Annotated in this window: 16 protein-coding genes, 2 tRNA genes and 1 pseudogene; 14 read left to right on the top strand and 5 right to left on the bottom strand. The window is 34.1% G+C overall.

Annotation, left to right across the window (positions count from 1 at the left end; all coding sequences use genetic code 11):
- The 6 genes from JM658_RS11355 (at position 1) to JM658_RS11330 (ending at position 7,103) form a co-directional block, all read left to right on the top strand.
- Positions 1-1,158: a formimidoylglutamase gene (locus tag JM658_RS11355; protein WP_236959385.1), complete on the top strand. Its 1,158-nt coding sequence runs from the start codon at positions 1-3 to the stop codon at positions 1,156-1,158.
- 147 nt (positions 1,159-1,305) lie between these two features.
- Entirely contained in the window at positions 1,306-2,661 is a 1,356-nt protein-coding gene (porK, locus tag JM658_RS11350) for a T9SS ring complex lipoprotein PorK/GldK (RefSeq protein ID WP_236959384.1), read from the top strand.
- Between the two features lie 54 nt (positions 2,662-2,715).
- Positions 2,716-3,372, top strand: coding sequence for a type IX secretion system motor protein PorL/GldL (porL, locus tag JM658_RS11345; protein WP_236959383.1), 657 nt, complete (start codon positions 2,716-2,718; stop codon positions 3,370-3,372).
- 45 nt (positions 3,373-3,417) lie between these two features.
- Positions 3,418-5,019 carry a type IX secretion system motor protein PorM/GldM gene (gene porM / locus JM658_RS11340; protein ID WP_236959382.1) on the top strand — a complete coding sequence of 534 codons (1,602 nt, stop codon included), beginning with the start codon at positions 3,418-3,420 and terminating at the stop codon, positions 5,017-5,019.
- A 15-nt stretch (positions 5,020-5,034) separates the two neighbouring features.
- Complete coding sequence (gene porN / locus JM658_RS11335; RefSeq protein ID WP_236959381.1) at positions 5,035-5,925, top strand: type IX secretion system ring subunit PorN/GldN; 891 nt, start codon at positions 5,035-5,037, stop codon at positions 5,923-5,925.
- 101 nt (positions 5,926-6,026) lie between these two features.
- Positions 6,027-7,103, top strand: a complete 1,077-nt coding sequence (locus JM658_RS11330) for an NAD(P)/FAD-dependent oxidoreductase (RefSeq protein WP_236959380.1) — start codon at positions 6,027-6,029, stop codon at positions 7,101-7,103.
- Here the strand turns inward: JM658_RS11330 and JM658_RS11325 are convergent.
- Positions 7,100-7,510, bottom strand: coding sequence for a DUF983 domain-containing protein (locus tag JM658_RS11325; RefSeq protein WP_236959379.1), 411 nt, complete (start codon positions 7,508-7,510; stop codon positions 7,100-7,102). The genes JM658_RS11330 and JM658_RS11325 overlap by 4 nt on opposite strands.
- 62 nt (positions 7,511-7,572) lie before the next feature.
- Between JM658_RS11325 and JM658_RS11320 the strand changes: the two genes are divergently transcribed.
- The 6 genes and pseudogenes from JM658_RS11320 to JM658_RS11300 all read left to right on the top strand — a co-directional run bounded on the left by JM658_RS11320 (position 7,573) and on the right by JM658_RS11300 (position 15,646).
- Positions 7,573-9,489, top strand: a complete 1,917-nt coding sequence (locus tag JM658_RS11320) for an ABC-F family ATP-binding cassette domain-containing protein (protein WP_236959378.1) — start codon at positions 7,573-7,575, stop codon at positions 9,487-9,489.
- A 280-nt stretch (positions 9,490-9,769) separates the two neighbouring features.
- On the top strand, positions 9,770-10,918 hold the full coding sequence (locus JM658_RS11315; RefSeq protein ID WP_236959377.1) for an efflux RND transporter periplasmic adaptor subunit: 1,149 nt from the start codon (positions 9,770-9,772) through the stop codon (positions 10,916-10,918).
- Positions 10,887-10,961: pseudogene (locus JM658_RS17260) on the top strand (hypothetical protein); the annotation flags it as partial. The gene JM658_RS11315 and the pseudogene JM658_RS17260, both read left to right, overlap by 32 nt.
- On the top strand, positions 10,939-14,115 hold the full coding sequence (locus tag JM658_RS11310; RefSeq protein ID WP_394800477.1) for an efflux RND transporter permease subunit: 3,177 nt from the start codon (positions 10,939-10,941) through the stop codon (positions 14,113-14,115). The pseudogene JM658_RS17260 and the gene JM658_RS11310, both read left to right, overlap by 23 nt.
- A complete protein-coding gene (locus JM658_RS11305) occupies positions 14,108-15,430 on the top strand; it encodes a TolC family protein (RefSeq protein WP_236959375.1) in 1,323 nt (440 codons plus the stop codon). Before JM658_RS11310 ends, JM658_RS11305 begins: the two co-directional genes overlap by 8 nt.
- 36 nt (positions 15,431-15,466) lie before the next feature.
- Entirely contained in the window at positions 15,467-15,646 is a 180-nt protein-coding gene (locus JM658_RS11300; RefSeq protein ID WP_236959374.1) for a CPXCG motif-containing cysteine-rich protein, read from the top strand.
- A 182-nt stretch (positions 15,647-15,828) separates the two neighbouring features.
- Here JM658_RS11300 and JM658_RS11295 read toward each other — a convergent pair whose 3' ends face one another.
- Entirely contained in the window at positions 15,829-16,596 is a 768-nt protein-coding gene (locus tag JM658_RS11295; protein WP_236959373.1) for a LexA family transcriptional regulator, read from the bottom strand.
- A gap of 204 nt (positions 16,597-16,800) precedes the next feature.
- Between JM658_RS11295 and JM658_RS11290 the strand changes: the two genes are divergently transcribed.
- The gene (locus JM658_RS11290) at positions 16,801-17,487 is read left to right on the top strand and encodes a TIGR03915 family putative DNA repair protein (protein WP_236959372.1); all 687 of its coding nucleotides are present in this window, start codon (positions 16,801-16,803) and stop codon (positions 17,485-17,487) included.
- A gap of 195 nt (positions 17,488-17,682) precedes the next feature.
- On the opposite strand, the gene JM658_RS11285 is transcribed toward JM658_RS11290, so the two are convergent.
- The 3 genes from JM658_RS11285 to mutS form a co-directional block, all read right to left on the bottom strand.
- Positions 17,683-17,768, bottom strand: a tRNA-Leu gene (locus JM658_RS11285).
- An 82-nt stretch (positions 17,769-17,850) separates the two neighbouring features.
- Positions 17,851-17,923, bottom strand: a tRNA-Gly gene (locus JM658_RS11280).
- Between the two features lie 154 nt (positions 17,924-18,077).
- Positions 18,078-20,645 carry a DNA mismatch repair protein MutS gene (gene mutS / locus JM658_RS11275; RefSeq protein ID WP_236959371.1) on the bottom strand — a complete coding sequence of 856 codons (2,568 nt, stop codon included), beginning with the start codon at positions 20,643-20,645 and terminating at the stop codon, positions 18,078-18,080.
- A gap of 273 nt (positions 20,646-20,918) precedes the next feature.
- Between mutS and JM658_RS11270 the strand changes: the two genes are divergently transcribed.
- Entirely contained in the window at positions 20,919-21,449 is a 531-nt protein-coding gene (locus tag JM658_RS11270) for a TrmH family RNA methyltransferase (RefSeq protein ID WP_236959370.1), read from the top strand.
- Positions 21,450-21,515: the final 66 nt, after the last annotated feature.

Genomic DNA, 21,515 nt, shown 5'->3' with positions numbered 1-21,515 from the left:
ATGAATGTTGATTTTTTAGCGCCTGTTAAAAGTTTAGTATTGGCGCATAATGAATTACTCCCTAAGCATTCTTTAGGGAGATCAATACGTATCCATACAGAAAAGGGAGATGTTCCAGATTTAGAAAATGCCCAGATTGCAATTATTGGGGTTAATGAGATTCGTAGTGAAATCACCGATTATAATGGGGCGATAGATATTCAGGCCATACGATTGGAGCTTTATAAACTTTTTTCTGGGAATTGGCATAGCGGAATTGTAGATCTAGGTGATATTGAGCCTGGAAATACATTAAAAGACACTTATTATGCCCTTTCTGAAGTTACCGCAGATCTTCTAAAGAAAAATATCATTCCTTTAGTTATTGGTGGAAGTCAAGATCTAACATATGCTATGTATCGTGCTTACGATCAGTTGGAGCAAATGGTGAATTTAACTTCTATAGATAGCAAATTTGATTTTAGTAGTTCTGATGAGTTAATTGCATCTAATGCGTATATGAGTAAGGTTATTATGGAGCAGCCAAATAATCTTTTTAATTTCTCAATTGTAGGCTATCAGACCTATTTTAATGCTCAGGAGGAGATAGATTTAATGGAGAAGCTATTTTTTGATGCTTATAGATTAGGGGAGATTATAAATGATGTAACTGTTGTAGAACCTGTTTTTAGAGATACCGATTTAGTAAGTCTAGATTTGACTTCTGTAAAAGCAGCGGAACTTGGTTATGCTGCAAACACTTCTCCTAATGGATTTGATGGAAGAGAGATTTGTGCAATAGCAAGATATGCAGGAATTAGTGATAAAGTGACCGCTTTTGGACTGTTTAATACAGGCGAAACATTGCAAAGTGCACAATTATCTGCACAAATTTTATGGTATTTTATAGAAGGTTTTAACTATAGAAAAAAAGACTACCCGTATATAACAAATATTAACTACAATAAGTATATCGTGCCATTGGAGGATATGGACATCTGTTTTTTTGAGAGTAATATCTCAGGAAGATGGTGGATTGAAGTACCTCAAATAGAAAATTTGAATAATAAATTCAAAAGACACACGTTATTACCTTGCACACATAGTGAATATCTTGAAGCTAGCAATGGCGTAGTGCCAGAAAGATGGTGGAAAGCGTATAAGAAAATGTTGATTTAACGAGTATAGAAATAACACGATATTTAAAATTGACTGTACTTTATAGTCGTTTGACAACAAAAATTAAGAGTTTATTGTTTTTTTGAATTTTATTAAATAGGTTTACCATCTTAAATCTAAGAATGTAATTTAACCTCAATTATGTATATGAAAAAGCTATTTCTATTAGCATCTGTTACATTATTATTAACCAGCTGTGGTTCTAATGACAGAGGAGAATTAGTTGGCGTGAGCGGCGAAAAATGGCATCCCGAAAAGCCCTACGGAATGTCACTTGTACCCGGAGGAGCTTTCATAATGGGAAGGTCTGAAGAAGACATGGCCGATGTTCTCAATGCCCCAACTAAGACCGTAACAGTGCGTTCATTTTATATGGACGAAACTGAGATTACAAACAGCGAATATCGCCAGTTTGTAGAATGGGTGAAAGATTCAATCGTTCGCACGAAATTAGCTATCCTTGCCGATGAATTAGGTGAAATTCCAGGAAGTGGAGGGATTGGAGAGTTTGCGTTTAAAGATGCAGATACTACCGACCTTACCGAGTATGAAAAGTACATGCTTTTTAATTATGCTGGAATGGGAGAAACAGGTTTCGAAGGAAGAAAACTGAATAAAGATATGGACCTTATTTGGGATGTGTCTGAATACCCAGATGAATACTACACAGAAGTTATGGATACCATGTATATTCCTATTGAGGAATCATATAATGGTCAACGTACGATCGATGTAACTAAATTAAAGTTTCAGTACGATTGGATGGATATCCAAGCGGCAGCTAGAGCAAAATCAGGTGGAAGTCGTAAAGACTTTATCAAGCATGAAGAGGTTTTAGTATATCCAGATACTACGGTGTGGATAAAAGACTTTAGTTATTCTTATAACGAGCCAATGCATAACGACTACTTTTGGAGTGAAGCTTATAGCGATTATCCTGTAGTTGGTGTGTCTTGGAAACAAGCGAAAGCTTTTTGTGCTTGGAGAACAAAGTACAAAAATGATTTTCAGAAGCAAAAAAATCAACAATTTGTAAATCAGTTTAGATTACCTACTGAAGCGGAGTGGGAATATGCTGCCAGAGGAGGAATCGAGTCTGGAACATATCCTTGGGGTGGTCCTTATATTTTAAATGATAGAGGTTGCTTTATGGCAAACTTTAAGCCTTTAAGAGGGGATTACGCTGCAGATCAAGCGCTTTATACTGTAGAGGCAAAGTCATACGATCCTAATGACTATAACCTTTATAATATGGCAGGTAATGTTTCTGAATGGACAAATTCATCATACGACCCCAATTCGTACGAGTACGTTTCTACAATGAACCCAAACACTTATGATGGCGAAAACAAACGTAAGGTTATAAGAGGTGGTTCTTGGAAAGACGTGGCTTACTTTTTACAGGTAAGTACTAGAGATTATGAGTATCAAGATTCTGCAAGAAGTTATATCGGCTTTAGAACAGTTCAAGATTACATGGGTACAGAAACTACCCAAAATTAAGCTTTAAACCAAATTACTACTTATTAAAATTACTTAACTAAAAAATTTATCACTATGGCACAATCAAAATCATCAAAGAAACTTTTTAACATGGCCTACGGGCTTGGAGCAGCGGTTGTAATACTCGGTGCGTTATTTAAAATTTTACACTGGGAATTAGGTCCCGTAAACGGAGGGCATTTACTTGCTGTTGGTCTTATTACAGAGGCATTAATTTTTGCAATATCTGCTTTTGAACCTGTTGATGACGATTTAGACTGGACAATAGTTTATCCTGAATTATCTGGAGGAGCTGCTGTTAATAGAAAAAAAGACGCAGTTGAAGTTAAAGAAGCGGAAGGGCAACTATCTAAGAAGTTAGATGAAATGCTTAAAGAAGCAAAAATTGACTCTTCATTAATGTCAAGTCTTGGAGATAGTATCAGAAACTTTGAAGGAGCTGCAAAAAATATTTCTCCAACTGCAGAAGCATTAACTTCAACTAAAAAATATAGTGAGGAGCTTTCTTTAGCTGCTGCACAAATGGAATCTTTAAACAGCCTTTATAAAGTACAATTAGAAAGTGCTAACAAGCAAGCTACTATTCAAGAAGAAGTTGCTGCTAATGCTGGGAAACTTAAGGATCAAATGCAGTCTCTAACGACAAATTTATCTTCATTAAATGGTGTTTATGGTGGAATGCTTTCTGCTATGAATAGACCTGCTAATTAATAGGTTTTATTGAACTAATAATTATTAATTTAAAACTTATTTAAAATGGCAGGAGGAAGTTTATCACCACGTCAGAAGATGATTAACCTAATGTATTTGGTTTTCATCGCAATGCTGGCGTTGAATATGAGTAAAGAGGTATTGTCTGCTTTCGGTTTATTAAACGAAAAGCTTACAAACTTTAATAATAAAGCTACAGAACGTAATTTAGCTGCATTCAACGATTTACAACAAAAATCACAAGATTCGCCTTTAGAGTACGCTGAGCTTTTTGAAGATGTACAGGAAATAAAAGAAACATCAGGGCAGTTTAATAACTATTTGGATAGTTTAAAATCTCAAATGGTTGCGAAAATTCCTCAGGAGGATCTTAAGGATTACGAAGTGATGGATAAGTCAGATTATTTAGATCAGGCTTTCTTTCAAGGAGATCGTTATTCAGCAGAAGGACAGAGATTCATTAATTATATTAATAATTTCAGAGAAACAACTATCAAAACTATCACGGAAATTCCTGATACTTTGATGAGGGCTGATAAAAAAGATCGTTTAAAGGCTACTATAATAGAGCGCTTTAATACAGGGGATGAAAATGGAAAGTCTGAAAATAGAGATGGTAAGAAAATCGATTGGTTGAATTATCATTATGAAGGATTTCCTTTAGTAGCATCTTTAACAAAACTTACTTTATTACAATCTGATATTAAGTCTACTCAAGATGATATCTTAAAAGCGATGTTGCAAGAACAAATGGCGTCTAGTTTATCTATGACTAACTATACAACTTTGTTAGAGCAACCAAAATCTGCTTACTATCAAGGAGAGACTTTTGATGGAGCTATTGTTTTAGGTAGAAAAGATGGTTCTACAAAACCAAACGAAGTTAACCTTAAACTGGATGGTAGAGATCTTAAAGAAGGTGACGATTTTGTTATTGAGAACGGTCGCGTTAAGCTTAAAGTAAGTGCAGGAAGTGCTGGAGATCATGAGTTAAAAGGGAATTTAATCTTTAAGCAAGACGGAGAGCCAATTGAAGTTCCTGTATCTCAAAAGTTTGCTACAATTACAAAGCCTAATGCAGCTGTAATTTCAGCAGATAAAATGAATGTTGTTTACCGTGGAGTTTCAAATCCGATTACGATTTCTATTCCTGGTATTCCAGATAATAAAGTTAGCGCATCTGCATCTGGACTTAAAAAAGTTTCAGGAAGTAAATATGCTATGGTTCCTGGTACAGGAAGAACAGTGTCTATTAAGGCTAGTGGTACACTGCCAGACGGACAAGGAGTTTCTTCAACATCAGAATTCAGAATTAAAGATATTCCACGTCCTTCAGGAACAATTAGAGGTGAATATGGTGAAGTTAAAATGCCAAGAAACAACCTTGAAATTTCAACTGTTGGAGCGATGTTAGAAGATTTTGACTTTGATTTAAATTTAGCAATTAGCGGATTTAAATTTAAAGTTCCTGGACAACCAACAGTATCTGTAAGAGGGAATAAATTGGATAGCCGTGCTAAATCTGCATTAAAAAGAGCAGGAAGAGGAGAGGCAGTTCAAATTTTTGATATTGAAGCTTACATAACTAATAACAGGTCTTATAAGCTTAAAAAAGTTTCTCCTGTTGTAGTTGAGCTTACGAATTAATAAATCATTATTGTTATGAATTGGAAAGGTATTGTATTAACTATAGCAGCTGTTCTTGTATCTGGAACAACCTTTGCACAGGCAAATTTGCTTAATGCGAAGACTCCAGAAGAAGTTGGTGAAAAAACAGCGGATCAGATAGAGGCCGATAACGATGAGCCATTGCCATATGGTTATGTCGATGATAGGGATATCCTTTGGTCTAAAACTGTTTGGGAACGTATCGACTTAGACGAGCGTATAAACTTCCCATTTTACTATCCTATCGATACAATCGATATAGGAAGTGACCGTAGATCTTTATATGATGTTATTATTAAAAACATCAAAAGTGGAAATCTAAAAGATATTTATGTTGATTCGTATTTTACGGAGAAACGTAAGTTCGGAGATTTAGAAGCTACTTTGCAAAAAGTAGATACTACAGATCTTGGGTATGAGCAGTTAAATGCAGGAGAGCAAGTTTCTTTAGAATATGTAAATAGGAGAGAGCTTACTGCAGCAGATATTCAAGAATGGCGTATAAAAGGGCTTTGGTATTTTGATAAACGCCAAGGAGAGCTTAAATATCGTTTACTAGGTTTGGCGCCTGTTGCTCCAGATGTAAACTTTATTGATAGTGAAAGTTCAGATTTGGTAGAATTGTTTTGGGTTTGGTTTCCAAGCGCAAGAGAAATTCTTCACGATGCGAAAGCATTTAATAATCAGAACTCTTCAAGACCCATTTCTTTTGATCAGTTGTTAAATAGCAGACGTTTTAATGCTGTTATTTATAAAGAAGAGAATGTTCAGGGAGATAGATCTATAAACGATTATATTCCAGATAATGCAATGTTCCAGCTCTTAGAATCTCAACGTTTGGAGGAGAAGATTAGAGATAAAGAACAAGATATGTGGAGTTATTAAGAGTGTATTAATTCCAATTCTATACATAATAACACAGAAACCACGCGAAAGCGTGGTTTTTCTTTTTACATAGTTTCGTTCATAAATAGTACTTTTGCGATATGATAGATTATATAGTTGTAGGAATTGGACTTGGAGGAATTGCATTTTGTGAGCAGTTAGAAAAAAACAATAAGGATTTTATTGTTTTTGACGATGATTCACAGCAATCATCAAATGTAGCTGGTGGAATGTATAATCCTGTTACTTTAAAGCGTTTTACAAGTGTTTGGCGTTCCGAAGAGCAATTAAAGATGCTAACACCATTTTATAAGGCTTTAGAAAATAAGCTTTCTGTAAAAGTAGATCATAAGATTCCTGTATATAGAAGATTTGTATCTATTGAAGAGCAAAATATGTGGTTTGAAGCTTCTGATAAGCCAGGACTGCAACCTTTTTTATCTACAAAGCTTATAAAAAATGATAATCCATCTGTTGATGCTCCATTGGGTTTTGGAGAGGTTTTACATACAGGAAGGGTGCATACCGATTTATTGCAAGTAAGTTATACCAAATATTTAGATGATAAAGGGCGCTTAAAAAAAGAGCATTTTGATTATCATGCGCTTGAAATTAATAAAGCGAGTGTGAATTATAAAGGGATTGAAGCTAAGCATATCGTTTTTTGTGAAGGTTTTGGACTTAATCGCAATCCTTATTTTAATTATTTGCCACTTGTAGGAACTAAAGGAGAGCTATTAGAAATAGAGTGTGATGAGTTAGAATTGGACTTTATTTTAAAATCGGGCGTTTTTATTATTCCATTAGGAGGAAAAAGATTTAAGATAGGAGCAACTAATAAATGGAAAGATAAAACTAATACGCCTACAGAAGCTTCTAGGAATGAATTGGAAGAGAAGCTACAAAACTTTTTAAAGTGTGATTATAAGGTAGTGGATCATATAGCAGGCGTTAGGCCAACAGTGGTAGATCGAAGACCTTTAATTGGTAACCATCCAAAACATACTCCGTTATATATTTTAAACGGATTGGGAAGTCGAGGTGTTATGATTGCACCGTATGTATCAGAACGACTTTTTGAAGCTATAGAAAATAATATTCCTTTGGAAAAAGAAATAGATATCGTTCGTTATAAAAAGAAGTACCCAACAAAATATGTAGGTAAAACGGATGCTTAAATGTTGATGTCTTTTGATTTCTGATTGTTCTCTACAGCTTTCGAATCGTATTTGAAGAAGAAATTAATCCAAATATTTCTCGATAATCTCATGATTACAGGCATGAAAAGAATTAGAGTTCCAATAATTGCAATAAATGAAGTTTTAAGATCTGATCCGATGAAAAGATAAGAAATAATAAAAGCAGCTACAGCAAAGGCAGTTCCAACTGCGTAACTAACATACATAGCTCCGTAAAAGAAAGAAGGTTCGATTTTATATTTTGATCCACAGCTAGAACAATGCTCGTTCATATGTATCGTTTCACGAGGATCGTACATGTTTTTACTAGCGTACATGCTTTCTTCGTGACATTTAGGACAACTTCCTGTTAAAATACTGTATAGTTTGCTTCCTTTTTTTAACATTTGCAAAAAATTTATGCAAATATACTATATCTATTATAGTAGAATGTAACAAAAACAATAAAATGCTGAACGTCCATAATTTGTCTGTCTCTTTTGGAGGAGAATATTTATTTGAAGAAATCGCTTTTCGATTAAGCCCAGGAGACCGTATAGGTCTTATTGGAAAAAATGGAGCCGGTAAATCTACTATGTTAAAGTTACTTTCTAAAGAGATGGAGCCAGATAGTGGTGTAATCTCTACGGATAAAGAAGTACGCATAGGTTTTTTAAAACAGGATATCGATTTTGTTTTAGGGAATACGGTTCTTGAAGAAGCCTACCAAGCTTTTGAAGAAATTAAAGCCATGGAACTACAGTTAGATGAGATTAACACTCAACTAGCGGAGAGAACTGATTATGAAAGTGAAGGTTATAACCAGTTAATGATAAATCTTAGTGATCTTACGCATCATTATGAGATTATTGGTGGATATAATTATCAAGGAAAAACAGAACGTGTTCTATTAGGTTTAGGTTTTAAAAGAGAAGATTTTAATAAGCTTACAGATACTTTTTCTGGAGGTTGGCGTATGCGTATCGAATTAGCAAAATTATTGCTTCAAGATAACGATGTGCTATTACTGGATGAGCCTACCAACCACTTAGATATTGAATCTATAATTTGGTTAGAGCAGTTTTTAAAAACATATGCTGGAGTTGTTGTAATTGTATCGCATGATAAAATGTTTTTAGATAATGTTACAAACAGAACCATCGAAATATCACTAGGGAGAGCATACGATTATAACAAACCATATTCTGAATATTTAGAATTGAGATCAGAAATGAGAGAGTTGCAATTAAATGCTCAGAAAAATCAAGAGAAACAAATTCAGCAGACTGAGAAATTAATTGAGAAATTTAGAGCTAAGGCTTCTAAAGCTTCTATGGCGCAATCGTTGATTAAGAAATTAGATAAAGTAGATCGTATAGAGGTTGATGAAGAGGATAATGCGGTAATGAATATCCGTTTCCCAGTTTCTGTTCAGCCAGGAAGGGTTGTTGTAGAAGCTAATAAAGTAAGTAAGCAATATGGAGATAAAGTTGTGCTTAACGATGTCGATATGCTTATTGAGCGTAACGTAAAAACTGCTTTTGTTGGTCAAAATGGACAAGGAAAAACTACGCTTGCTAAAATTATTGTTGGAGAGATAGAAAACAGTGGAGAACTAAAACTAGGACACAATGTGCAGATTGGATACTTTGCTCAGAACCAAGCGGAATATTTAGATGGAGAAAAGACAGTTTTAGACACCATGCTGGATGATGCTAGAGATAGTAATAGATCTAAGGTTAGAGATATGTTGGGTTCTTTCTTGTTTAGAGGAGATGAGGTTGATAAAAAGGTAAAGGTTCTTTCTGGAGGAGAAAGAAATAGGTTGGCATTGTGTAAAATGCTATTGCATCCTTTTAATGTCTTAGTAATGGATGAGCCTACCAACCACTTGGATATAAAATCTAAGAATGTTTTAAAAGAGGCTTTAAAGAACTTTGAAGGGACTTTGTTATTAGTTTCTCATGATCGAGATTTTCTACAAGGACTTACAGATAGTGTTTATGAGTTTAGAGATCAAAAGATAAAACAATTCTTGGGAGATATTAATTTTTATCTTGAGGAAAGAAAAGCAGAGGACTTTAGAGCAGTAGAAAAGAAAACGGAAGTCGTAAAGACTAAGCAGAAATCAGAGCCTGTTAAAAAGTTATCTTTTGAAGACCAAAAAAAGCTTAAATCTTTAAAAAACCGAATTAGTAAGGCGGAAAGTACCGTTGCTAGTTTAGAACAAGAAATAGCAATTATAGATAAAGAGCTTGCAACTAACCACGATGAGTTGATCGCAAAACCAGACTTTTTTAAGAACTATAATAAGAAAAAAGAGGAGTTGGAAAGGCAAACAGAAGAGTGGTATTCTCTTACTGAAGAGTTGCAAAATATTAAATAATTGTGCATTTCATCGAAAATATATGCATTTAAAAGAATATTATGCTAACTTTAATATATTCGTAACGCATTAATCAACAACATTGAATTTGCGTATATGATAATGGAACGTAAGCAATGATTCCATATTTTAGTTAGTTTGATTGATTTACAGAGTGTTGGTATCGTACCAACACTCTTTTTTTTGGGTTTAAGATTTTTTTTAGTTTTTTAAGAAACATTTAACCTTATGCTCGCTTTCTTATAAATAGTTTTGTGAGTTACTGAACTAATCCACTACAATGAGAAAAATTATATTAGGTATCCTTGGGGTACTCTTAATCGTTTTTGCAATTTTTATTGCGAATTACCTTATCGATTCAAAAGAAAAATCTGAAGGAAATGTAAAAAGAGTAGTAAAAACTGTATTCGTAGAAACAGTTAAGAATAAGGAGATACCAATCGTTGTAACAAATAACGGAAACCTTTTAGCAAAACATAGAATAGAAATTTATTCTGAAGTACAAGGCGTTTTTGAGAGAAGTAGCAAGCTGTTCAAGGAAGGTCAAGAGTACAGGAAAGGAAGTGTGTTATTAAGAATTAATGACGGGGAATTTTATGCTTCTGTGCAGTCTCAAAAAAGTAGTTTTATAAATCTGATTACTTCTATAATGCCAGATTTAAGATTAGATTATCCAGATGCTTATCCTAAATGGCAGGAATATCTTTCTAGTTTTAATATGGACAAACCTATTCCGACACTTCCAGAGTCGTCGTCTGTTCAGGAGACTAATTTTATTATCGGAAGAGGAATTAATTCATCATATTATAATATTAGGAATTTAGAACAACGCCTACAGAAGTATACAATTGTAGCGCCATTTACAGGGGTTCTTACAGAAGCTTTAGTAAACGAAGGAACTTTGATTAGAAACGGGCAGAAATTAGGTGAATTTATTGATCCTAATGTTTATGAAATGGAAGTTGCAGTTAATAAATCTTATAGTCAGTTTTTAAGAGTAGGAGAAGAGGTGACGCTTTCCAATTTAGAGCATACAGAGTCTTGGAAAGGAAAGGTTAGTAGAATTAATGGAAAAATTGATCAGGCTACGCAAACAGTTAAAGTATTTATAGAGGCAGAAGGAGCTACATTAAAAGAAGGAATGTATATGGAGGCTAGTTTAGTAGCAATGGATGAGCCAAGTGCTATAAAAATAGATAGATCTCTTATGGTAGATGAATCACATATCTATGCGGTTAAAGATACAGTTTTAAGTCTTTTGAAGGTAAATCCAATTTTTTATTCTGATAGAGAAGTTGTTTTGAAAGATGTGCCTGATGGAGAAAAAATAATTACTAGATCTATTCCGGGTGCATACCCAGGGATGGTAGTTAAAATTTCTGATGCATCTAATATTAATGGTACCACAAAACAAGAAGCAGCAGAATGAGAAAATTACTAGCCTATTTTATAAAATACGATGTTGCAGTAAATGTTTTTATTCTAGCATTTGTAATTTTCGGAATATTCGGAGCACTTACCTTAAAGTCTTCCTTTTTTCCTCTCATAGATTCTAAAATCATAAATATTAGTGTTGCATATCCAGGAGCAGCACCACAGGAAATAGAAGAAGGAATTGTAATAAAAATTGAAGACAATCTAAAAGGGATTGAAGGAATAGATAGAGTGACCTCTACTTCTCGAGAAAATGGAGGATCTATAACAGTTGAAATTCTTAAAGGCTACGATATTGATTTTATGCTGCTAGAAGTTAAGAATGCAGTAGATCAAGTTCCTACATTCCCTGCTGGAATGGAGCCCTTAATTGTAGGTAAGCAGAGAAGCGTTAGAGAAACAATAAGTTTTACTGTTAGTGGAGATAATGTCTCTTTACCTACATTAAAGAAAATTTCTCGCGATGTAGAGAATGATATGCGTCGCTTTGATGGAGTTTCTCAAATTGAAATAAATGGATTTCCAGAAGAAGAAATAGAAATAGCAGTTAGAGAGTTAGATCTTTTAGCTTATAACCTTACTTTTTCTGAAGTGGCTTCTGCAATTTCACAAACTAATTTATTAGTAACAGGAGGGAATATAAAGACAGATAATGAGGAGTATTTAATAAGAGCAAATAACCGTTCTTATTATGGAGATGAACTTAATAATATTGTGGTAAAGGCTTTACCTGGGGGAACAACGGTAAGGTTAAGAGATGTAGCAGAAATAAGAGACCGTTTTGAAGAAACGCCAAATGCTTCCTATTTTAATGGGAACCTAGCAGTAAATATTACGATTAGTAATACCAATAGTGAGGATTTGATTTCTGCGGCAGATAAGGTGAATGCTTATATTGAAGAATTTAATGATAAATACAATAATGTAAAATTAGATGTAGTTTCCGATTCTTCAATAAGGTTAAAACAACGTACAGAGTTGTTGGCTACAAATGCATGGCAAGGAATATTATTGGTTCTTGTTTTCTTGTCTATTTTCTTAAACTCTAGATTGGCATTTTGGGTAGCTTTCGGTCTTCCGATTTCATTCCTTGGATTATTTATTTTTGGGGGAATGTTCGATGTTACTATAAATGTATTATCTCTTTTTGGGATGATTATTGTAATCGGAATTCTTGTGGATGATGGGATTGTAATAGCAGAAAATATCTATCAACATTACGAGAGAGGAGCTTCGCCAATAAAGGCAGCTGTTGATGGAACGATGGAAGTGTTACCGCCTATTATATCTGCTATTTTAACTACCGTTTTAGCATTCTCTACATTTTTGTTCTTAGATAGCCGTATTGGAGAATTTTTTGGAGAAGTATCTACAGTGGTTATTATAACATTGATAGTTTCTCTTTTTGAAGCTCTTATTATTTTACCTGCTCATATTGCGCATTCAAAGGCGTTGATAAAAGTAGATAAAGCGGAAGAGGCTAGAAAAGATAAATCTGCCATAAAACAATTTTTCTCAAAAATGAAAGAGATTAATAAGTATGGAGATAGGATGATGGACTATTTGCGTGATAATGTATATGGACCAGCACTAAAGTTTTGTTTGAGATATCAAATATTAGCTTTCGGAATTTTTGCTATGTTTTTTATAGTAACAATAGGAGCTATTGGAGGAGGTATTATAGGTACAACTTTATTTCCTAGTATAGCCAGTGATCGTGTTTCTGTAGATTTATTAATGCCAGAAGGAACAAATGCACGTGTTACAGATTCTATTATAAGTTTAGTAGAAGAAAATGTATGGAAAGTAAATGAGAAATACTCAGAAATTCAAGAAGGAGATAAGCAAGTAGTTCAGAATGTAATTAAAAGAGTAGGCCCTGGAACCAATAAAGCTTCTCTTAGTATTAATTTATTGGCTGGAGAAGAGCGTGATTTTGAGTCTTTTCTAATCACTAATAGTTTACGAGATACCGTTGGAGAAGTGTATGGAGTGGAGCGTTTAACTTTTGGTTCTGGAGGTAACTTTGGAGGTAAACCAGTTTCTGTTTCGCTCTTAGGTAATAATAGAGAGGAATTAAAAGAAGCTAAGACATTTTTAAAAGAACGTCTAAAAGCCCATCCTTTGCTAAAAGATGTTATTGATACAGATCCTGAAGGAATTAAAGAAATTAGAATTAAACTGAAAGAAAGTGCCTATGCTTTGGGCTTAGATCTTCGTACTGTAATGACGCAGGTAAGAAGTGGTTTCTTTGGGTTTCAAGCACAACGTTTTCAGCGTGGCCAAGATGAAATTCGAGTTTGGGTTCGTTATGATAGAACAAATAGAGCTTCTATCAATGATTTGGATGAAATGAGAATTATTACTCCTTCCGGTGAGCGAGTTCCGTTTAGAGAGATTGCAAATTATAACATCGCAAGGGGAGATGAATCTATTGCGCATTTAAATGGGATTAGAGAAATTCGGGTGGAAGCAGATTTAAGCGATCCAGATGAAAGTGCTACTGATATTTTAGCAGACATTCAGGACAATATTATGCCTGAATTACAATCTCATTATTCTACGGTTACTGCTTCTTACGAAGGGCAAAATAGAGAGGCGGAGAAGTTATCGAATTCCGCTTGGAAAGTATTTCCTGTAATTATCTTCCTAATATATGCCGTTATAGCATTTACCTTCAGAAGTTACAGTCAGCCGTTATTATTATTACTTATGATTCCTTTTAGTTTAATAGGAGTTGCTTGGGGACATTACTTACTTGGTTTCCCTATAAATGTACTTTCTATGTTAGGAATTATTGCCTTGATAGGGATTATGGTAAACGATGGATTGGTGTTAATAGGGAAGTTTAATAGTTTTCTTAAAGAAGGTAAAAGTTACTCTCAGTCTGTATTAATGGCGGGTAAATCTAGATTTCGAGCTATTTTCTTAACGTCCATCACTACAATTGCTGGTTTAGCTCCTTTATTATTTGAAAAAAGTAGACAAGCTCAGTTTTTAAAGCCAATGGCAATAGCGATATCTTTTGGAATTGCTATTGCAACACTTTTAACGTTGTTAATGCTTCCTATTTTATTATCGATGAGTAATAGGACAAAAGTGGCTACTGTTTGGTTAAAGAGTGGAAAAAAAGTAAAACCTAGAGAAGTAGAAAGAGCAGTAAAAGAACAAAATGCAGAAGATCATGAATAGTATGAAACTTATAATAATTATAGGATTTTTTCTTCTTGGAAATAATTTGTTTGCACAAGATATGCTTACTAAAGAGGATGCTATTTCTTATACGCTGAATAATAATTTAGGGATAAAAATGGCGAATAATGAGAGTGAGATTGCCGCTAATAACGCTGGAATTTTAAACTCTGGTTATTTACCTACTCTTACAGGAAATGGTGGCGCAAGCATTAATAAAGAAGATACCGAAGGAGAGCTTGCGAATGGAGAAGTTCGTTCGGCAGAAGATGTGGAGACAAGAAGGTATAACGCTTCTATTAATGTTAATTATACTTTGTTTGATGGCCTTGGAAGGTTGTATAATTATAAAGCTTTAAAAGAGCAATCTGGTTTAACAGAACTTCAGGCAAGAGAGACTATAGAGACAACTATTCTTCAGCTTTTTAGTGTGTATTATGAAGTTGCTCGTTTAACAGAGAATACTTCTAATTTAAAACAGGCATTGGCTATTTCTAAAGATCGATTACAGCGTGCTAAATATCAATTTGAATATGGTCAGAATACTGGTTTAGATGTTTTAAATGCTGAAGTGGATGTAAATACCGATAGTATAAATTTATTGCAACAAGAGCAGGTATTAAAAAACACAAAGCGCGATCTTAATTTGATAATGAATAGAGATCTTTCAAATCATTTTGTTGTTGATACTTTGGTAGAGTTTATCCCGAACTTAGTAATGGAAGATATTCTTAACCAAGCGAAACAGAACAATGTGGTTTTGCTACAAACCGAGAAAGGACTGCTAATAAATGATTATTCTGTAAAGATGGCCAAGGGTAATTTCTTGCCTACAATTGGTTTAACAGGTTCTTATGGTTGGAACGAAAGCTCTAATGATAATCCGTTGGCTTTTACTATTACGAGTACAACTACGGGACTTTCTGGAGGTGTGAATTTAATTTGGGACTTGTTTGATGGCGGACAAAGTATTACGCAACTTAGAAACGCTAAAATCCAATATGAGAATCAGGAGTTACAGCGTAAGCAAGTTGACTTAACGGTAGAGAGAGATATTAGAAATGCTTGGGAAACGTATCAGAATTCATTATTTATTCTGGAAACTCAGAAAAAGAATGTAGCAACGAGTTTAAATAATTTTAATCGAACTGAAGAACGTTATAAATTCGGAACGGCCACATCTTTAGAATTTCGACAAGCACAGATAAATTTATTGAATGCTGTTTTAGCAAAAAATAGAGCGAAATATACTGCTAAGCTTGCAGAACTTGAAGTGTTGCAGGTAAGTGGTCAGATTTTAAATTTTGAGTTTTAAACTGTAAGTTTTCGGTTGATTTTCGAACTAAATAATATGTTTGAACACTATTTTCAATGCCCATATTGCTGGGAAGAAATATCGATGCTATTAGACCCTTCTGTGAGTCAGACTTATGTAGAAGACTGTGAGGTATGCTGTAATCCTATTGAGTTGAATGTTACTTTTGAGAACAATGAGCTTACTTCTTTTTCTGCTGAAAGTATAGAACAATAATTTATTTTTTTACTGCTGATAGCTTATAACCCAGAAAGAATATAACTAGCCCCGATAGAGCCAAATACCGTGTATGGGCGATAGAGGGCAACAGCGATTTATTGAAGTAATAAGCTTGCTTGCTTCTATGAAATATTATTAGCAGAAATACTATAGTTGTTGCTATTAGTCCATGCAGTTTGCTATTTCTTTAATGAGTTAATTTCATTCTTTAAGTCTATTAAAGATTGTTGAATTTGCGTTAATGCAAGTGAACCAGAATTATCGTTAATTTCAGAGCTGATTTTGCTACTTACCTCCCATAATTCTTGTATCTGAAAGGTGTTAATAGTAATGGGTGGGTAATCCGGATTTAAGGATATAAGCGATAGGGATTCGTTGTTATTTTCATGCTTTTGCACCTTTTTTACAAGTACGCTATCTTGCATAACGACTACGCAAATAGAGTGATTTTTAAGCATAGAAATACTTTCCACGGCCTTTCCTAAAACCCACTCTTTTGGGTGTAGGCTTGGTAGCATACTGTCTCCCTCTACTTGAAAGCCACGATAGGTCGTATTTCTGTATTCTGGAAGTGGAATGGTGAACGCAGGAAGCTCTTCGTACCAATCTAGATCTTGAATGTTGTTAGGGTACCCAGCTGCCGCTTTTACATTGACTAATACAATGCCTTCGTTGTTTTCTGGTGTAATAGTAATGACTTTAGGAGAAGTGTTGATGGAGGTGTCTAAAGTTCTCTGATTACTTTTTCCATAGAGCCAAAGTGGATTGATTTGGAAATTTTCCATAAGAGCAACAACGACGCTCCCTGTAATTTTAGATTTTCCTCGCTCTATATCTGCAGTAGATTTTTTTACATTCAAAACCTCTGCAAAGCTTTGTTGTGTATGGTTTAGCTTTTCTCTTACCTCTTTAAATCTAATTACTTCTATAGGGAGTTCCGACTTCATATTGTGCTTTTTAGCAATGTAAATATATAAAATATTTTGGAATAATTCCTTTTTATTGGAAATTTTCCATATATTTGGATTGTTATTAATGATAACAGTTGCTAATTTAATCAAAATATGAAGCTAGGACTATTAAATATTGGAATATTTCCTAAAATTAAGAAAATAATGGTTGAAAGGCTTTTCAATAAAAACAAGACTACTATGAACACTATTTTAATTTACGATGAGAGTTTTTCAGGATTTCTATCTGCAGTATACCATGTTTTTGATAAAGGACTTAAAAATGTTTCTATAGTGAAGCCTAAACATTATGTTCCAGATATGTTTGCAGAAGGAAAGCGAATAGAGGCTAATGAGGAGCATGCTAGGCGTGTTTGGAGTTCTTTGGAGGTGAAGATTACAAAACATGGAGCTAAGGAGATGTATAAGGCTTTTCTGAGCGAAATTAAAGGTACGGAAGATGTGTTGTTGCAATATATCATGCATGTGTATGCTACGGAGTCTTTTAATTATACAGATCTTTCAAATGTAAGTGCGCTTCGTGTGTCTCAGGTGGCTCGTATGGTTACTAGGGAAATGCATCATATTCAAACTTATTTGGAGTTTAAGACAACTGATGATGATATGGATGTCGCGGTTTTAAATTCTAATTTTAATATGATTCCGCTTATAGGGAATTATTTTAAGCGTAGATATCCGAATAAAAAATGGCTTATTTATGATGCACGCAGAAAGTATGCTTTGCATTTTGATATGGAGGCATTGAGTCAAACACGATTGAGTGTTGAAAAGCAATCTGAAATATTACAACGATCAGAGTTTAAAAGTCCTTTGCTGTATGTTAATCTACAGGATAGCGTACAGAAGGAATATGGTAATGCGAGTTAATGGCTATAACTTATTGCGAGTTCCTTGCCTGTGAGAGCTATTTTTAGGTGTAGTTTCTAAAATAGCTTATGATATCTGTCTTATGGCTTACGCCTGAGATTCTTGATGTTGCTTTTTGGTTTGCGGTGGGGCAGTAAACCAATGTTTATAAAAGCAAAAAACCCTAGAAAATCGTAAGATTTACTAGGGTTTAAGTACTCGAGGCGGGACTTGAACCCGCACGGACATTACTGCCCACTGGATTTTAAGTCCAGCGTGTCTACCAATTCCACCACTCGAGCGAAATATTTTTAAAGAACGAAAACGATTCTGAAAATCAGAATTTGTTCTGATAACTTCTTTTGTTGTTCGCTCATTTTATTGAGCGAAAAACGGGATTCGAACCCGCGACCTCAACCTTGGCAAGGTTGCGCTCTACCAACTGAGCTATTTTCGCATTGGTTTTAAATAAATAAAAGAACACTTGGTCTTTGTGGCGCTCAGTATATCTCTGATTGCGGATGCAAATTTAAAACAATTCTTCAAAAACCAAAGCTTTTTTTGAAAAAGAATTAAATAAATTTTAAAATTATTTATAACTGTCAGATTATCTACTTCTTAACAAGCATTCTTTTTATCTCATTTAATTTCATTAAAGCCTCTACAGGAGTCAATGTATCTATATCAGTATGTAGAATCTCTTCTTTTATATTTTCTAAAAGTGGGTCATCTAAATTAAAAATGCTTAGCTGCATTTCATTTTGAGATGCTTTTAGGTTGTCTGTAAGTTCTTCACTGCTGTGAGATTTCTCTAGCTTCTTTAATATTTTGTTTGCTCTATGGATTACTTGTTGTGGCATTCCAGCCATTTTTGCTACGTGTATTCCAAAGCTATGTTCACTTCCTCCAGAAACAAGTTTTCTTAAGAAAAGGACATTGTCTTTTAATTCTTTTACAGAAACATTAAAGTTTTTTATTCTAGAGAAAGTTTCTGTCATTTCATTTAGCTCATGGTAATGAGTGGCAAACAGTGTCTTTGCTTTCCCTGGATGTTCGTGGATATACTCTGCAATAGCCCACGCAATAGAAATACCATCATATGTACTTGTACCTCTACCAATTTCATCAAGTAAAATTAAACTCCTTTCAGAAACATTATTAAGAATAGAAGCGGTTTCATTCATTTCAACCATAAATGTAGATTCACCCAAAGAGATATTATCACTAGCACCTACACGCGTAAAAATTTTATCGACAATACCAATACGAGCTTTTTCTGCTGGAACAAAACTTCCCATTTGTGCTAGTAAAACTATAAGAGCTGTTTGTCTCAAAATAGCCGACTTACCACTCATATTTGGTCCTGTAATCATTATAATTTGCTGCTCATCTCTATTAAGAACCACATTGTTGGCAATATAAGCTTCTCCTAAAGGAAGTTGTTTTTCTATAACGGGGTGTCTTCCATTTTCTATTTCAAGATCGTAAGAATCGTTTATTTCTGGTCTGTTGTAATTATTGTCTTTTGCTAATTGAACAAAACTACAGAGGCAGTCTAATTGTGCAATTAGAGCCGCATTAGTTTGTACAGATTGGATATAAGAATGCATCCAAGATATTAATTGTGAGAAAAGCTGTTGCTCTAAAATTGCAATTTTCTCTTCTGCTCCTAATATTTTAGATTCGTATTCTTTTAATTCTTCAGTAATATAACGCTCCGCATTAACCAAAGTTTGCTTACGAATCCAATTTTCTGGCACCTTATCTTTATGCGTGTTTCTAACTTCTATATAATATCCAAATACGTTATTACTAGCAATTTTCAATGACGAGATTCCTGTGGCTTTCATTTCTCGCTCTAGCATGTTATTTAGATAGTCTTTACCAGAAAATGCAAGATTCCGAAGCTCATCTAATTCCGAAGAGAATCCAGTGGCTATAGTTTGCCCTTTATTTATGTTTACAGGAGCTTCTTCATGAATTGTTTGCGTTATTTTATCCCTAAGAACATCACATAAGTTTAAACGATCTCCAATGCTTTTTAAGGCGTCATTATCACTTTTTGTAGCTATTTCTTTGATAGGAATAATTGCCTCCAAAGAATTTTTAAGTAAAACGACTTCTCTCGGATTAATCTTTCCTGTAGCAACCTTAGAAATAAGTCGCTCTAGGTCGCTAATTTGTTTTATCTGATCTCTAAAACTAGCCGTTGTATTGTCATTATCAGAAAGAAACTGTACAATCTCATGACGTTGGTTGATCTTATCGATATTTTTAAGCGGCAAGGCAAGCCATCTCTTTAGCAAACGTCCACCCATTGGAGAAATCGTTTTATCGATAATATCAAGAAGGGTTACTGCATTTGCTGATGGAGCTTGGTATAATTCTAAATTGCGAATGGTAAAGCGATCCATCCACACATACTCTTCTTCAGCAATTCGCGCTATAGAAGTTATGTGTTGTAATTTCTTGTGTTGGGTTTCCGAAAGATAGTGTAAAGCAGCTCCAGCTGCTACAATTCCATGTTGTAAATGAGCAACTCCAAAACCTTTTAAAGATTTTGTTTGGAAGTGATTATTAAGCGTTTCTTGTGTGTAATCTTCTTGAAAGATCCAATCTTCCATAAAAAAAGTATGGAATCCTTTTCCGAAACTAGTTAAGAAATCTGCTTTGTGTTTTTTAGAAATTAATATTTCACTAGGAGAAAAGTTTTGAAGAAGTTTAGCAATATACTCTTCATTACCTTCAGCGGTTAAAAATTCGCCTGTCGAAACATCAAGAAAAGAGATACCCAGTGTTTTCTTTCCAAAATGGATTGCTCCTAAGAAATTATTAGATTTTGCAGTAAGAATATCATCATTTAATGCAACACCAGGAGTAATTAACTCTGTAACTCCTCTTTTTACGATGCTTTTTGTCTGTTTTGGATCTTCCAATTGATCGCATATAGCAACCCGTAAACCCGATTTCACCAATTTTGGAAGGTAAGTGTTTAGCGAATGATGTGGAAATCCAGCTAATTCTGTTCTATCGCCACCATTATTTCGGTGAGTTAAAACAATGCCTAATATTTTAGCAGTTTCCACAGCATCTTCTCCAAAAGTTTCATAAAAATCTCCCACCCTAAATAGCAAAAGTGCATCAGGGTATTTGCCTTTAATGGTATTATACTGCGTCATTAAAGGGGTAGTCTTTTTTTTCTTTGTTGCTGCCAAATCTTATAAATTAGGTTTCATAGCGAAAGTATTATTTTTTATTTTTTTAAACCATTTTTAAAGGTATCTATTATAAACAACTTTTGTTGATAGATAATATTATGGAGCGCTTTATTAGTTGTTTTTAGTAAAAGCTGTTGCCCGCTTTCGCCTATACGCGGTGTCAGCTCTATCGGGGCTAGGAGGTTTCGTTTTTTTGTCTAATAAGATTCCCTACTTTTGCAAAAAAGTATTCAGATGAGAAAGTTAAAGAATAATGAATTGGAGCGTTTAAATGTAGAAGAATTTAAAGAAGCTACAAAAACACCCCTTATAATTATTTTAGATAATATCCGTAGTTTAAATAATATCGGATCTGTTTTTAGAACAGCAGATGCTTTTTTAATTGAAAAAATATATTTGTGTGGAATTACTGCAAAGCCACCACATAAAGACATTAATAAAACAGCTTTAGGGGCTACAGATAGTGTTGCTTGGGAGTATGTAGAAAATACAGAAGAGCTAATTGCTACTTTGCATGAGGAGGGTGTTGTGACTGTAGCAATTGAACAAGCTGAGAATGCTACTATGTTAAACGATTTTAATATTGAAAAAGAGAAACGATATGCTGTTATCTTTGGAAATGAAGTTAAAGGTGTTCATCAAAAAGTAGTTTCTATGGTTTCGAATGTGGTAGAAATCCCTCAATTTGGAACAAAACATTCTTTAAATATTTCAGTAAGTGCTGGAGTTGTGGTTTGGGATCTGTTCGCTAAATTAAAACTATAAAAAAAGGGATTCGAAGTAACGAATCCCTGGTAAATATATTTAAGTAAAGTTAGCTAGTTTCTTTTT

Source organism: Joostella atrarenae, from assembly GCF_021764745.1.
GTDB classification, from domain to species: domain Bacteria; phylum Bacteroidota; class Bacteroidia; order Flavobacteriales; family Flavobacteriaceae; genus Galbibacter; species Galbibacter atrarenae.
Note: the sequence above shows the minus strand (reverse complement) of the source record. Positions and strands in the feature narration are given on the sequence as shown.